The sequence below is a fragment of the Chitinimonas taiwanensis DSM 18899 genome (assembly GCF_900119825.1).
GTDB lineage: Bacteria > Pseudomonadota > Gammaproteobacteria > Burkholderiales > Chitinimonadaceae > Chitinimonas > Chitinimonas taiwanensis.
In genome coordinates, this window is sequence record NZ_FPKR01000005.1 from 221,117 (window position 1) to 234,724 (window position 13,608).

General features: G+C 65.5%; 15 protein-coding genes. 7 read left to right on the top strand and 8 right to left on the bottom strand.

Annotated elements, in window-relative coordinates; translation table 11 throughout:
- Positions 1–126 precede the first annotated feature (126 nt).
- The 4 genes from BT173_RS07910 to BT173_RS07925 all read left to right on the top strand — a co-directional run bounded on the left by BT173_RS07910 (position 127) and on the right by BT173_RS07925 (position 2,898).
- Positions 127–1,113 (top strand): trypsin-like peptidase domain-containing protein, encoded by a 987-nt coding sequence (locus BT173_RS07910; protein WP_072428094.1) that lies wholly within the window; start codon positions 127–129, stop codon positions 1,111–1,113.
- Positions 1,114–1,160: 47 nt separating this feature from the next.
- Complete coding sequence (locus BT173_RS07915) at positions 1,161–1,610, top strand: GNAT family N-acetyltransferase (RefSeq protein ID WP_072428095.1); 450 nt, start codon at positions 1,161–1,163, stop codon at positions 1,608–1,610.
- 90 nt (positions 1,611–1,700) lie between these two features.
- A complete protein-coding gene (locus BT173_RS07920) occupies positions 1,701–2,168 on the top strand; it encodes an RDD family protein (protein WP_072428096.1) in 468 nt (155 codons plus the stop codon).
- A 91-nt stretch (positions 2,169–2,259) separates the two neighbouring features.
- A complete protein-coding gene (locus BT173_RS07925; RefSeq protein ID WP_072428097.1) occupies positions 2,260–2,898 on the top strand; it encodes an NAD(P)H-dependent oxidoreductase in 639 nt (212 codons plus the stop codon).
- Between the two features lie 77 nt (positions 2,899–2,975).
- On the opposite strand, the gene BT173_RS07930 is transcribed toward BT173_RS07925, so the two are convergent.
- Both BT173_RS07930 and BT173_RS07935 read right to left on the bottom strand, forming a co-directional pair.
- Positions 2,976–4,409, bottom strand: a complete 1,434-nt coding sequence (locus BT173_RS07930) for a GGDEF domain-containing protein (RefSeq protein ID WP_072428098.1) — start codon at positions 4,407–4,409, stop codon at positions 2,976–2,978.
- A gap of 107 nt (positions 4,410–4,516) precedes the next feature.
- Positions 4,517–4,966 (bottom strand): OsmC family protein, encoded by a 450-nt coding sequence (locus tag BT173_RS07935; RefSeq protein ID WP_072428099.1) that lies wholly within the window; start codon positions 4,964–4,966, stop codon positions 4,517–4,519.
- Between the two features lie 138 nt (positions 4,967–5,104).
- Between BT173_RS07935 and BT173_RS07940 the strand changes: the two genes are divergently transcribed.
- Positions 5,105–5,596 carry a cupin domain-containing protein gene (locus BT173_RS07940; protein ID WP_072428100.1) on the top strand — a complete coding sequence of 164 codons (492 nt, stop codon included), beginning with the start codon at positions 5,105–5,107 and terminating at the stop codon, positions 5,594–5,596.
- Between the two features lie 36 nt (positions 5,597–5,632).
- On the opposite strand, the gene BT173_RS07945 is transcribed toward BT173_RS07940, so the two are convergent.
- The 4 genes from BT173_RS07945 to BT173_RS07960 all read right to left on the bottom strand — a co-directional run bounded on the left by BT173_RS07945 (position 5,633) and on the right by BT173_RS07960 (position 9,733).
- Positions 5,633–5,827 carry a YgaP family membrane protein gene (locus BT173_RS07945; RefSeq protein WP_072428101.1) on the bottom strand — a complete coding sequence of 65 codons (195 nt, stop codon included), beginning with the start codon at positions 5,825–5,827 and terminating at the stop codon, positions 5,633–5,635.
- Positions 5,828–5,890: 63 nt separating this feature from the next.
- Entirely contained in the window at positions 5,891–7,510 is a 1,620-nt protein-coding gene (locus BT173_RS07950) for an acyl-CoA synthetase (protein WP_072428102.1), read from the bottom strand.
- A gap of 175 nt (positions 7,511–7,685) precedes the next feature.
- Positions 7,686–9,392, bottom strand: coding sequence for a SulP family inorganic anion transporter (locus BT173_RS07955; RefSeq protein ID WP_072428103.1), 1,707 nt, complete (start codon positions 9,390–9,392; stop codon positions 7,686–7,688).
- Positions 9,389–9,733: an ArsR/SmtB family transcription factor gene (locus tag BT173_RS07960; RefSeq protein WP_072428104.1), complete on the bottom strand. Its 345-nt coding sequence runs from the start codon at positions 9,731–9,733 to the stop codon at positions 9,389–9,391. Before BT173_RS07960 ends, BT173_RS07955 begins: the two co-directional genes overlap by 4 nt.
- A 104-nt stretch (positions 9,734–9,837) precedes the next feature.
- On the opposite strand from BT173_RS07960, the gene BT173_RS07965 reads away from it, so the two are divergent.
- Entirely contained in the window at positions 9,838–10,698 is an 861-nt protein-coding gene (locus tag BT173_RS07965; protein WP_072428105.1) for an MBL fold metallo-hydrolase, read from the top strand.
- A gap of 75 nt (positions 10,699–10,773) precedes the next feature.
- On the opposite strand, the gene BT173_RS07970 is transcribed toward BT173_RS07965, so the two are convergent.
- Positions 10,774–12,036 (bottom strand): MgtC/SapB family protein, encoded by a 1,263-nt coding sequence (locus BT173_RS07970; protein ID WP_072428106.1) that lies wholly within the window; start codon positions 12,034–12,036, stop codon positions 10,774–10,776.
- A gap of 63 nt (positions 12,037–12,099) precedes the next feature.
- Positions 12,100–12,453 (bottom strand): ArsR/SmtB family transcription factor, encoded by a 354-nt coding sequence (locus BT173_RS07975; protein ID WP_308417564.1) that lies wholly within the window; start codon positions 12,451–12,453, stop codon positions 12,100–12,102.
- A gap of 120 nt (positions 12,454–12,573) precedes the next feature.
- Between BT173_RS07975 and BT173_RS07980 the strand changes: the two genes are divergently transcribed.
- Positions 12,574–13,605 (top strand): efflux RND transporter periplasmic adaptor subunit, encoded by a 1,032-nt coding sequence (locus BT173_RS07980; protein WP_072428172.1) that lies wholly within the window; start codon positions 12,574–12,576, stop codon positions 13,603–13,605.
- The last annotated feature ends 3 nt before the right edge of the window (positions 13,606–13,608 follow it).

A 13,608-nucleotide genomic window follows, 5' to 3' on the forward strand; every position in this document is an offset into this window, starting at 1 on the left:
GCCGAGATCGGTATGCCACTCGCTATTGGCCAGGGCAGATTGCCTGTGCCCGCACAGGCTGCAATCCAGCGCTGCTGGCCTATCCACTGATTTCATTCACTTCCATTCACAGAGCATACATTCATCATGGCCGAAGGCTTTTTTCACCCCACGCAGTTACCCATTCCCCAGCTCGACACCCTGCGCCTGATCGGGGCGATGGTGCGCATACTGCCCAAGACCCTGCTGGTGCTCGATATCGCCGCATCGCCCGAGGCGGCCCAGGCGCAGGCACGCAATGAATCGCTGCCGGATGGTACTGAGTGCTGGTATCGCTTCTTTACTCAGGAAGACGTGGCGCGCGTGGACGAGCCGGAATTTGCGATGGGCATGGTGCGGCACGAGTTCTGCCAGCTGGTCAAAGCAGGCACCCGCTTCCCGGCCCAAACCTGGCTGGATGGCGGCGGCAGCGGCTTCTGCTTCGATGCGCAGGGCCATGTGCTGACCAATTACCACCTGGTCAGCGGCGAAGTCGCCACCCATTCGCGCGAGGCCGGCGTGATCGGCGCGGAAGTGCCGTGCAAGGGGCTGCGCGCCGAGATCGCCCAGCAGGACGAGTCGGGCAACTGGCGCTGGGTGCCGGCCAGCCAGGTCTATCTGGTGTCCAACCCCTCGCTGCAACGCGCGCTCTGGGATGACGGCCAGGGCCGCCATCATCTGCGCGAGGATACGGCCGTGCTGCGCATCGAGCCCGCGCCGCCGCACAGCTTGCCGCTTTCAGCCAGAACCGCGCAGCAGGGCGAGCCGGTGTGGATGGCCGGCTTTCCATTGCGCAGCGCGCGCTCTGCCAGTGCGAAGGCTGCGTTGGGCTATAGCGATGCCGACGGCAGCCTGCGGGTTTCCCATGGCGCGGTCAGCAGCGTGGATGGCAGCGCCTATTTCGAAACTGATCTGGATGGCTCGATGGGCAATAGCGGCTCGCCAGTGTTCGATGCACAGGGCCAGGTGATCGGTCTATTCTCGCGCGCCAGCGGCAATGGGCCGAAGAATGCGTTCGAGTACGGCCATATGGCGCGCGTGCATGTGTCGACCGAACTGGCGACCCGCGGCCTGCAGATTGCACTGCCGGCCTGATCACCACCCGGGCAGCCGCGGCTGCCCCAGCCCAAGGGAGTATCGTCATGCCGCCGCTTGTCCGCCGCGCCGAAGCCAGGGATCTGGCCGGTGTGCTCGCTTTGTACCGGGAATTGCGCCCGCAGGACCCGGAACTCGCGCCAGAGGCGGCCGAGGCGGCGTTTCAGCAGCTGCTGGCGCGCGAGGATGTGCATCTGCTGGTCTGCGTGCTAGACGGGCAGCTGGTCGCCACCTGCATGCTGGCGTTGATTCCCAATCTGGCCAGCGGCGCGCGACCCTTGGCGCTGATAGAGCATGTGGTGACCCTGTCCGCCCAGCGGGGGCGCGGTTATGCGCGCCTGGTGCTGCAAGCTGCGCTCGAGCTGGCCTGGTCCCAGCACTGCTGCAAGGTCATGCTGCTGTCGGGCGTGCAGCGCACCGAGGCGCACCGCCTGTATGCCGCACTCGGCTTCGTCGGCGATACCGAGCGCGGCTTTGTGGCCAAGCCGCCCGGCTAGCAGGCATAGTGCGCAGCGCAGACCTTGTGCCTGTTGGCCTGCGCTACATGGCCAGCCTCTCTCTTCTCTCGCTCTGTACTGGATACGACCATGTCTTTGGATGAACTCGAATATGTCGGCTTCTGGCCCCGCGTGGGCGCCGCGCTGATCGACACCGTGCTGACCTGCCTGATCATCTGGCCGATTCTGAGCCTGATCTACCCCGACTACTGGGTCAGCGAGCGCATGGTGCAGGGGCCGGCCGATGTGCTGTTGAGCTGGGTGCTCCCCGCGGTGGCCGTGCTGCTGTTCTGGATCAAGCGCCAGGCCACCCCGGGCAAGATGGCGATCGGCGCGCGCATCGTGGATGCACGCACTGGCGCGGCCGCCAGCCCGCTGCAATTGCTGATCCGCTATCTCGGCTATTTTCCCGCCGCCCTGCTCTTGCTGATCGGCCTGATCTGGGTAGCTTTCGACCCGCGCAAACAGGGCTGGCACGACAAGCTGGCCGGTACGGTGGTGGTACGCCGTAAGGGCGGCAACACCGAGCCCGTGCACTTCGACGCGGGCCCAAACTAGTCCCGCCTTGCACCCAGCCTCTTGAAAATTCCGCAATCAGCGCTACCTGTCAGGCTCCCCACTCTACTTCGCAATTTACAGAAAGCCTGATATGTCCGATCTGCTGCAAAAGCTGGAATGGCGCTATGCCACCAAGAAAATGGAACCGAGCAAGGTGGTGCCGCAAGAAAAGGTCGAGCGCATCCTGGAAGCGATTCGCCTGACCGCAAGCTCCAGCGGCCTGCAACCGTATGAGGTGCTGGTGGTGACCAACCCAGCCCTGCGCGAACAGATCCGCCCGCACGCCTGGGATCAGAGCCAGATCACCGATTGCTCGCATCTCTTGGTGTTCGCCGCCTGGGATAACTACACGGCCGAGCGCATCAATATGATGTTCGACCTCGTCAACGAGCAGCGTGGCTTCAAGAACGAGGGCTGGGAGAACTATCGCCAGACCCTGCTGAACAGCTACCCGCAGCGCGATGCAGAAACCAACTACCAGCATGCGGCCCGTCAGGCTTATATCGGCCTGGGTTCGGCGCTGATCGCCGCCGCCTATGAGGAAGTGGACAGCACGCCGATGGAAGGCTTCGACCCGGCCAAGGTGGATGAAATCCTGCAGCTGCGTGAGCGCGGCCTGCGCTCGGTGGTGATCCTGCCGCTTGGCTATCGCGCCGAGGAAGGCGACTGGCTGGTAAAGCTGAAGAAGGTCCGCCGTCCGCGCGAGCAGTTCATCCGCGAAGCGAACTAAGCCGCGCATCAGCCGGTAAATGGCCCAGCCCAGCCTCGTGCTGCGCTGGGCCGTTTTTTTTGCTCAGCTGTGTCAGGTTATGTGACCGCAGGCGGCTCGTACAGCTTGACCCGATTACGCCCGCCGGCCTTGGCCTGATAGAGCGCGGCATCGGCCTGGTTGAGCAGGCGATCGAGGCCCAGGCTGCCATCCGGGCTGACCGCCACTCCGATCGAGATACTGTAGTGCACGCGCCGCCCGTCTTCGAAGCTGACCGGGCTATTCGCCACGCTGGTGCGCAAGCGCTCACTGGCGCGCAAGGCCTCGTCGGCGGCGGTTTCCGGTAGCAGCAGCGCGAATTCCTCGCCGCCGATGCGCCCGCACAGGTCGACCTCGCGCAGCGTGTGCTGGATCACCGCGGCCAGATGCTGCAGGACCAGATCGCCGGCCGCATGGCCGAACTGGTCATTGATGGCCTTGAAATGATCGACATCCAGCATGCACACCGCCAGCGCCAGGCCATTGCGGCGGCTGCGCGCCAGCGCCGCGCTGGCCAGGTCGATGAAATGACGCCGGTTGGACAGCTGGGTCAGGAAGTCGGTACAGGCCAGGGTTTCCAGCTCCTGCTGCAGCTGGCGCCGGGCCGCCACATCGCGCTCTATCGCCTCGGCCATCTGGTTGAAGGTGCGCCCAAGCAGGGCCAGCTCATTGTGGCTGGCCACCTCGGTGCGGCTGCTGTAGTCGCCGCGCGATAGCGCCTGCGCATGCTGCATCAGCTGGCGCAGCGGCAGCAGCACCTTGCGGCGCACATAGAAGGTGAACAGCAGCACGCCCAGGAAGAGCCCCAGCGCCAGCACGATCTGCACCTGCAGGAAGAGGCGCTGGGTGCGCTGCAGTTCGCTCAGTTCGGCCGAGGTCCGCTTATCTACCGCCTGCAGGAACTCGGCAATCGGCGCCATGATGCGCGCTTTCTCGGCGTGGTAATTGAGGTCATGCAGCTGGTTGATGGCGTTCTCGCGCGCGGCGCGGGCCGCCGGGCTTACATCGCCCAAGTACGCTTCCACCTGGGCAAAGGCGCGCTGCTCAAGCTCGGCCAGCTCGCTCGAACGCTGCCAGGCCGTCTGCAGCAGGCTCAGCTCGCGCTCGGCAAAGCCGGCACGGCGCATCTGCTGGCGCCAGTCGCTGCTGCTCGGGCGTAATTGATCGGCGCGTGGTGGCGGGCGGGTCAGGTCCCAGCTCGCGTAGTCGTCGATATTCAGGCCCAGATCGCCACGTCGGCGCAGATCCATGATGGCCAGATATCGCTGGATGAACTGATTGTCGCCGGTGATCACATAGCTGCGCGCCATGCGCGTCAGCTCGTCCGAGCTGCGGCGCAGCGCCTCGGCAATCTGAAAGGAACGGAAGCGGCGCTCCTCGGCGGCGATGATCTGCGCCTGGCTAGCCAATATCTGCCCGGTCAGCAGGCCCAGTGCGCTGATGAGCAGCAGGGAGGAAAACACCCGGCTGGTGCTGATGGTCGCGATATTCATCCAGACTCATCCCAGAGCGCCCCAAGCGGGGCCGGCAGATCCTTGCTCAGCGCCCGATCTGTGCTGGCGCGACAGGCCGCCTGCGCAAGGCGGCCTGTGCGGGCTAGCTAGCCCTTGAGCACGCGCCCGTCGGCGTCGCGCACCGCCACCGTCACCGCGATGCCCTGCCGCACGCTTTCGGTGACCACGCAGAAGTCCTCAAACTGGGCCAGCACGCGTTCAAGTTGCGCGAGCTCGGCGGCGGGCACCCCAAGGTTCAGCGTCACATCGATGCCGGCAACGCGCATACGCCCCTGCGCATTGCGCTCCAGACTCACCGTGGCGTGCGCCTGTAGTGGCTCGGGGCTGTTCTTGAACTTGCGCAGCGCAAAAAGCAGGCTGGCCGCCAGGCAGTTGCCCACCGCCGCCGCCAACAGGCGCGTGGGACTGGGACCGGTGTCATGGCCAAGCGGTGCACCTTCGTCAGTAATCAGGGCGGGAATTTTTTCCTGATCGAAATTGACCACGAACTGGTAGTCGCTGGTCTGTTCGAGCGTGATGCTGAAGGTTTCGGCCATGGTCGCTTTATCGCTTCTATTCAGTTTGCGTTGAAAGTGTTTTAACCATTAGAGCCATTATCAGAAACAAACCGGCACGGCACAATCGACCGCAGTGCTTAGCCAAGCCCCATCCCCGTTACCCCCGAGAGTCAGCCCATGCATCCAAGCCATCCGATTTCCGCCGATACCGTGCGTGTCGAATCAGGCTCCTCCTACCCCGAACCCTTCAACAGCCGCATGGGCAGCGCGGACTGGCGCGCGCTGGGCGAGCATTTCGGCCTCAGCCAATTTGGCTTCAACCTGGAAACCCTGCAGCCGGGCGATCAATCCTCGGCGCGCCACTGGCATAGCCTGGCCGATGAACTCATCTACATGCTGGAGGGCGAGCTGACCCTGAACACCAATGACGGCGCCTTCAGCATGCGGCCAGGCATGTGCATCGGTTTTCGCGCCGGCGAGCGCAATGCCCACCACCTGGTCAACCAGAGTCAGGCTCCGGCGCGTTTCCTGGTGGTCGGTAGCCGCGTGCCCGGTGATACCGCCTTCTATCCCGATGATGACCTGGCCTGGTTGCAGACCGAGGCTGGCTGGCACGCCGTGCACAAGGATGGCCGCGCCTATCCCAAGTCCACCAGCGCCGGACGCTGAGCGGCGCGGACTAAACTACGCGGCGCGCGGTCGGGCTTAGCGCTTATCGATTGGGCAGCTGCTGAAGCCGAACAAGGTATAGGCGGGACAGAAGCGGAACAGCCCGGTGGCCAGCGGAACCACGCCAATATAGCCCCAGACGCCGATGGCACCCGTCAGGGCGAGGCCGATCAGGGCCAGGCCGCCGCCGATACGCAGGGCGCGATCAATATTGCCGACATTGGTTTTCATGGCAGTACTCCTTGCTTTGCACTGAAGTAGCGGCGCGCCAAATGGCGCGCCGCAGACATGGCCTTAGACGGCCTGGTCCACGCGCTTGCGCAGTTCGAACTTCTGGATCTTGCCGGTCGAAGTCTTGGGCAGCTCGCCGAACACCACGTGGCGCGGCACCTTGAAGCCAGCCAGCTGGGTCTTGCAGTGGGCGATGATCTCCTCGGCCGTCACCGTGGCGCCGCTGCGCAGCTCGATAAACGCGCAGGGCGTCTCTCCCCATTTCTCATCGGGCTTGGCCACCACGGCGGCCACCAGCACGGCCGGGTGGCGGTAGAGCACATCTTCCACCTCGATGCTGGAGATGTTCTCGCCGCCCGAGATGATGATGTCCTTGCTGCGGTCTTTGATCTTCACATAGCCATCCGGGTCGAGCACCGCCAGGTCGCCGGTGTGGAACCAGCCACCGGCAAAGGCCTCGCTGGTGGCCTTGGGGTTTTTCAGATAGCCCTTCATGGCGATATTGCCGCGGAACATGATCTCGCCCATGGTCTGCCCATCGGCCGGCACCGGCTGCAGGGTGGCCGGGTCGAGCACGGTCAGGCCCGACTCCAGGTGGTAGCGCACCCCCTGGCGCGCATTCAGGCGTGCCTGCTCGCCCAGCGGCAGTGCTTCCCAATCGGCCTGTTTGGCGCAGACCGAGGCTGGGCCATACACCTCGGTCAGCCCATACACATGGGTGATCTCAAAGCCCAGCTCGCCCATGCCCTCTATCATCGCTGCAGGCGGCGCCGCGCCGGCCACCATGGCCTTCACGCTATGGCTGATGCCGGCACGCCATTCTTTGGGCGCATTGATCAGCAGGTTATGCACGATGGGCGCGCCGCAGTAGTGGCTGACCTTTTCGCTGCGGATCAAGGCAAAGATCTGCGCCGCATCGACCTTGCGCAGGCAGACATTGACGCCGGCGCGTGCCGCAATGGTCCAGGGGAAGGTCCAGCCATTGCAGTGGAACAGCGGCAAGGTCCACAGATAGACGGGGAATTTGGGCATATCCCATTCGAGGATATTGCTGACTGCCGCCAGCTGCGCGCCGCGATGCGAATAGACGACGCCCTTCGGGTTACCGGTGGTGCCCGAGGTGTAGTTGAGGCAGATCGCATCCCACTCGTCCTTGGGCGGCTGCCAGGCATAGTGCGCATCGCCGCTGGCCAGCAGCCCCTCGTAGTCAAGACTGCCCAGTGCCTCGCCCGGGCCGTTGTACTCAGGGTCGTCCACATCGATGATGAGCGGCTTGGCTTCGCAGCGCAGCAGGGCCAGGCGGATCACCGCGGCAAACTCCCGGTCGACCAGGATCGCGCGCGCCTCGCCATGGTCGAGCATAAAGGCCAGCGCCTCGGCATCCAGACGGGTGTTCAGGGTATTGAGCACCGCGCCGCACATGGGCACACCGAAGTGCGCCTCCACCATGGCCGGGATATTCGGCAGCATGGCGGCCACCGTGTCGCCGGGGCGTATGCCGGCTTTTTCCAGCGCCGAGGCAAGCTGACGACAGCGCGCATAGGTTTGCGCCCAGTTACGGCGGATCGCGCCATGCACGATCGCCAGGCGCTCGGGGTAAACCTCGGCCGCGCGGGCGATGAAATCGAGTGGGGTGAGTGCGGCGAAATTGGCCGCGTTCTTGTCCAGACCTGTTGCGTACACCTTAGTCTCCTTGTTTAGGGTGTGGGCGGTCTGTACGGCGGCGGGGGCGAAACGCGAAACGGCCAGACCTGGCCCTGCTGCGATCCTGCGGTCCTGCGACTACCTGACTACTGTGCACCGATCGTTCTGTGCCGACCTTGTGATGCATCAAGCCCCAGTGATTCAGGGCCTTGTTTCAAATGATGAAATCGCTGTTTTCTCCAGCTTTCAGTGCCTGCATTGCGGCATGGGTGGACAGGTGCACAGCACCCGACAGCTCATCCAGAAAACCGCTTTGCTTGAGTTGGTCCATGACCGGGCCTTTCACCACGGCCAGGTGCAGCTGCACACCCTGTTCACGCAGGCCACGATTGAGTTCGCGCAGGCCCTGCAAGGCCGAGACATCGATGGCATTCACGGCAGAGAGTACCAGCAGCAGCTGGCGGGTGGCCGGGCGCTCGCGTAGCAGCGCCACCAGGGCCGCGCGCACGAAGCGGATATTGGCGAAGTACAGGCTCTCATCCACGCGCACCGCCAGGATATCCGGCTCGGTCACCGCCTCGTAGCGCAGGATATTGCGGTAATGCTCGGTGCCCGGCACGCGGCCGAGCACGGCCAGATGCGGCTGGCTGGTGCGCCAGATGAACAGCGCCAGCGACAGGCCCACGCCGAGCAAGATCGCGTCAACCACGCCCAGCAGCAGCACGCAGGCAGCCGTGGTCAGATAGACCAGTGCATCGCGGCGGTCGTAACGCCAGGCCAGCTTGAGCACGCTCAGATCGATCATCTGGCTGACCGCGGTGACAATGGTGGCGGCCAGCACCGCCAGCGGCAGGCTGGCAAACAGCTCGGTAAAGCCCAATAGCAACAGCGCCATCCAGCCGGCCGCCAGCACGCCAGCCAGCTGGGTGCGCGCGCCAGCCAGCTCATTGGCAGCCGAGCGCCCAAAGCTGGCCGAGACCGGGAAGCCGCCGGTCAGCCCGGCGGCGGTATTGGCCGCCCCGAGCGCGAATAGCTCGCGGTCGGGTTCCACCGTTTCGCGCCGTTTCAGCGCCAGCGATTGGGCCAGCGAGTAGCTGTCGACAAAGCCGACCAGGGCAATCGCCAGCACGGCCGGCCAGATCGCCTGCAGGCCGGCCAGGTCGATCAGCGGCCAGCTGAGCGGCGGCAGGCCGTTAGGCAGTGCACCCACCACACGCACCGGTAGCTGCCCAAGCTGCACGACCAGCCCGCCCAGTACGACCACCACAATGGGAAAAGCCTTGGCCGCCAGATCAGCCCGCGCGGCCGGCAGGCCAAGCCGCTGCAGCAACGGTCTGAGCCAGCGTTTGCCGACCAGCAGCAGAACCAAGGCGGCCGCCGACAGGGCCAGCGCACTCGGGTTGTAGCCGGGCAGCGCGTGCACGAGCGACACGGCGATCTGCCAGGCCGTGGCACCATGCGCGGTCAGGCCGAACAGCTGCGGCGACTGGCTGAGCACGATAAGCACGGCCGAGCCGGCCACGAAGCCGCCGACCACCGACTGGGACAGGAAGTTGGCCACGAAGCCAAAGCGCAGCCAGGCGAGCACAACGCGTAACAGCCCAGACAGCAGCGCCACCGCGCCGGCCAAGGCAATCCAGGCTGCGCTACCCGGCACGGCCAGTCCGGCCAGCGCCGTGGCGGTCATCAAGGACGGCAAGGCGGCCGGGCCGACCGAGAGCGTGGCGCTGGAGCCGAACAAGGCATACACGAGAACCGGCGCAATGCTCGCATACAGGCCAGCCTGGGGCGGCAGACCGGCCAGCAGCGCATAGGCGAGGCCCTGCGGCACCAGCAACACCAGCAAGGTGGCGCTGGCGACCAGGTCATGGCTGAAATCAGCGCGCCGGTAATCGCGCAGCCAGACAGGCAGATAGCTCATGCGCCACCCGGCTCGGCGCAGGCAGTGCTGGCCGGCTTGCAGTACAACTCGTACAGGGTGTTGATCACCGCCAGCGCTTCCGGGCTGGCGATGCGGTAATGGACCTGCTTGCCGCTGCGGCGGGTTGCCACCATGCCGGCGCGGCGCAGCACGCCAAGCTGCTGCGACAAGGTAGGCTGGCGTATTGCCAGCGCGCTTTCCAGCTCACCCACATTGCATTCGCGCTTGGCAATCTGGCACAGCAGCAGCATGCGCTCGGGGTTGGACAGGACCTTCATCAGCTCGACCGCGCGGCCGGCGGATGCGCGCAGCGCATCGATATCATCAGGTAGTGCGGACATGGGGTGCTCCTTTGCCAACACTTTACCAAGCCATAGATTATTTTCATCATTTTATTGACTGATAAATTATCCAGCGCTAGCGTGCAGCGCTCACGGAGACTTGCATGCCAGCCCAGATCGAAGCGTTTTACGACCCCAGTACCGGCACCATCAGCTATGTGATCTACGAGGCGCGCGGCGGCAAGGCCGCCCTGCTTGACCCGGTGCTCGACTACGACCCGAAGTCCGGCCGCACCAGCCACGGCAATGCGCAGCGCCTGCTCGACTTCGTGCGTGCCCAGGCGCTGCAAGTGGAGTGGATATTGGAAACCCATGCGCATGCCGATCATCTGTCGGCGGCCGCCTGGCTCAAGCAGCAGCTGGGCGGGCGCACTGCCATCGGCGCGCGCATCGGCCAGGTGCAGCAGGTGTTCAAGCAGCTGTTCCATCTGGAAGCCGATTTCGCCTGCGATGGGCGCCAGTTCGACCATCTGTTCGAAGATGACGAATGCTTCCAGATCGGCAGCCTGACGGCCCGCGCGCTGGCCGTGCCCGGCCACACCCCGGCCGACCTCGCCTATCAGATCGAGGACGCGGTCTTTGTCGGCGACACGCTCTTCATGCCCGATGTGGGCTCGGCACGCTGCGACTTCCCAGGCGGCAATGCCGCCACCCTGTACCGCTCGGTGCAGCGTCTGCTGGCGCTGCCGCCAGCCACCCGCCTGTTCATGTGCCACGACTACCCGCCGGCCAGCCGTGCTCCGGCCTGGCAGAGCACGGTGGCCGAACAGCGCGCCAGCAATATCCACCTGCATGATGGCGTAGACGAGGCAAGCTTCGTGGCCATGCGCGAGGCACGCGACCGCGGCCTGGGCATGCCGGTGCTGATCCTGCCGGCCATCCAGATCAATATCCGCGCCGGCGCGCTGCCGCCGGCCGATAGCAATGGCGTGCACTATCTGCGCATTCCGCTTAACCAGCTTTAGGGAAGCGCTGCAAAAGGTGGAAACCTGAAGCTTCAGTTCACCACCCGGCAAAGCCGGGCGCTTAGGCCTGCGGCATCAGCGCAGATACAGCAGGCCAAGCAAGGCCAGCGCCACCAGCACCGAGGCCAGCATGGGCGGCAAGACCCGTCGCCCGAAGGCGGCGCCGCCCAGGCTAAAGGCGAGCGTGAGCTTGAAGGCAGTATTGGCCAGCAGGGCCAGCACGATGGCGGTCAGCGCCAGCTGGGCCGATAGCGTCTGCTGTGCATACATTTGCAGGCTGGACAGCGTGATCGCATCCACATCGGTCAGACCGCTGGCCAGCGCCACCAGATAGAGCCCTCCCCGCCCGGCGATATCGGTCAGCCAGGCTGCCGCCAGCAGCACCACGCTATACAGCGCGGCAAAACCGAGTGCCTGGCGCAGCTCAGTCGGGTTGCGACCGCTGGGCAAGACCACCTGCTCGTCACCACTGCGCAAGAGCGGCCAGGCCGCCAAGAGGCCGGCCAGCAAACCACCGCCCATCAGCACAGCCAGATCGCGCGCGAGGCTGGGCGCGGCTATCGCCCCCACCAGGGCCAGGCGCGCCAGAACAGTCAGATTGGCCAGCACCACCACCGTGGCACGGAAGGTGGCCGCCCCACCCTGCGCACGTGCCTCGCGCGCGTGCAGCATGGTGGTGGCGGTGCTCGACACCAGCCCGCCCAGCACGCCGGCGATGCGCGCACCCAGCTGGCTGCCCAGGCTGCGCAGTAGCAGATAGCCGGCCAGGCCCACGCCCGAAATCAGCACCACCATCAACCAGGTGCGATAAGGGTTGAAGGCCGCATACGGGCCGTACTGGCGGTCGGGCAGGATGGGCAGGATGACCAGGCTCAGCACACAGAACTGCAGTATCGAGCGCACCTCCTCGGCACTGAAGCGGCGCGCGAAACCGGCCAGCTCAGTCTTGAAGTGCAGCAGCACCACGCTGGCGATGGCCAGCATCACCGCCAGCGTGCGCTCGCCCAGCCAGCACAGCACGCCCAGACCAAAGCAGAGCAGCAGCGCCACTTCGGTGGTGGTGCCCGGATCGGCCTGGGCGCTGCCGCGTACACGATAGGCATTGATGATGGCCGCCGCCACGGCCAACCAGGCGGCCACCACCAGCCAGGGGTTGGCCAAGCGCTCGGCCAGCAGCGCGCTCAGCGTGCCGAGCATGGCGGTTAGCGCAAAGGTACGTACGCCGGCCAGCGCGGCCGGGCTGCGCTCGCGCTCCAAGCCGAGCAGAAAGCCGAGCGCCAGGCTGGTGGCAAAGGCGCTCAAGGCCTCCAGTGGCAGATGGGTGGGCAGCCAGTTCATGCAGGCATCCTGTAACCGTGGGGCAGCGCCGCGCCAGCCGCATGTCGGGCTGGCGCGCGCACACTATTCGAAAGCCGAGGCCTGCGCCTCGAAGCGGCGCGCGATGCTGCCGCAGACCAGATCACACAGCGCATAGATATTCGCGTCGGCAATCCGGTAGTAGACGCTGGTGCCGCGCCCCTCGCGCACCACCATGCCGTTCTTGGCCAGCAGGGCCAGGTGGCGCGAGATATTCGCCGTGGTCGAGCCGCACAGCTGGGCGATCTCGCCCACATTGTGTTCACGCTCGCGCAGCAGATTCAGGATGCGCAGCCGATTCGGCTCGGCCAGGGCCTGAAAGTAATGCGCCACCTGCTCGAGCGCCTGATCGGACAAACCTTCCATAGCCTTGCATGCCTTGATTGTCGGGATGCGCATGATGATGCCTTGTCGGGCAGGGCTTGCCCATTGAATTTGCATGATTGACTATTTGCATAATTACGCAAATAATAAATTGAAATCACTGAGCCGTCTGCCCTTTTCTTGCCGGAGTCCATCGTGCCCCTGACGCGTCTGATCAATCTACCCGCCCTGCTGATCGCCAGCCTCTGCCTGGTCAGCCAGGCCGCGCCGCTACGCAGCGCACCGGTACGCGCCGATGGGGCGGCTGGCCAGCTGGTGGCGGAAGGCGTGGTGGAAGCGCTGCGACATAGCGTGCTAGCCGCCCAGGTGGCTGGCGTGGTCAGCCAGCTGCCAGTCAAGGCCGGCGACACCGTGCAAGCCGGCCAGCTGCTGGTGCGCATCGACGCACGCGCGGCTGAGCAGAACGCGGCTGCCAGTGGCGCCCAGGCCGAGGCGGCCCGTGCGGCACTCGAGGTGGCGCAGAAGGACTACGAGCGCCAAAGGCAGCTGTTCCACAAACAGTTCATCAGTGCGGCCGCCATGGATTGGGCCGAGTCGCAGTTCAAGGCCGCACGCGCCCAGGCCCAGGCCCAGCTGGCCGCCGCCGGCGCGGCGCGCACCCAGTCCGGCTTCTATACCCTGAGCGCGCCCTATGCGGGTGTGATTGCCGACGTGCCCGCCAACCCGGGTGAGATGGCGCTGCCCGGCCGCACGCTGCTGACGCTGTATGACCCCAGCGCGCTGCGGGTCAGCATCAGCCTGCCGCAGAGCAGCCTGGCGAAGCTGGACCGCGCGGCGCCGGTGCGGATCGAATTCCCCGCCCTGCCCGCCGCACAGCGCTGGCAAACCGCCAGCGCACTGACCGTGTTGCCGACGGCCGACGCGCTGACCCAGACCGTGCAGCTGCGCCTTGCGCTGCCCCGCAGCGCGCAGCTGAGCCCCGGGCTGTTTGCGCGCGCCTGGCTAAGCAGCAGCGCCAGCGGCGGAACGCGCCTGTATCTGCCGAGCAGCGCGCTGTTCCGGCGCGGCGATATGCAGCTCGTCTATGTGCTGGATGCGCAGGGCAAGCCACAGCTGCGCCAGGTCAAGCCCGGCCCCAGCCTGGGGGTGGAAACCGAAATCCTGGCCGGCCTGCGCCAGGGCGAGCGCGTGGCGCTCGACCCGCTGGCCGCGGCCCAGGTCCGTTAAGGA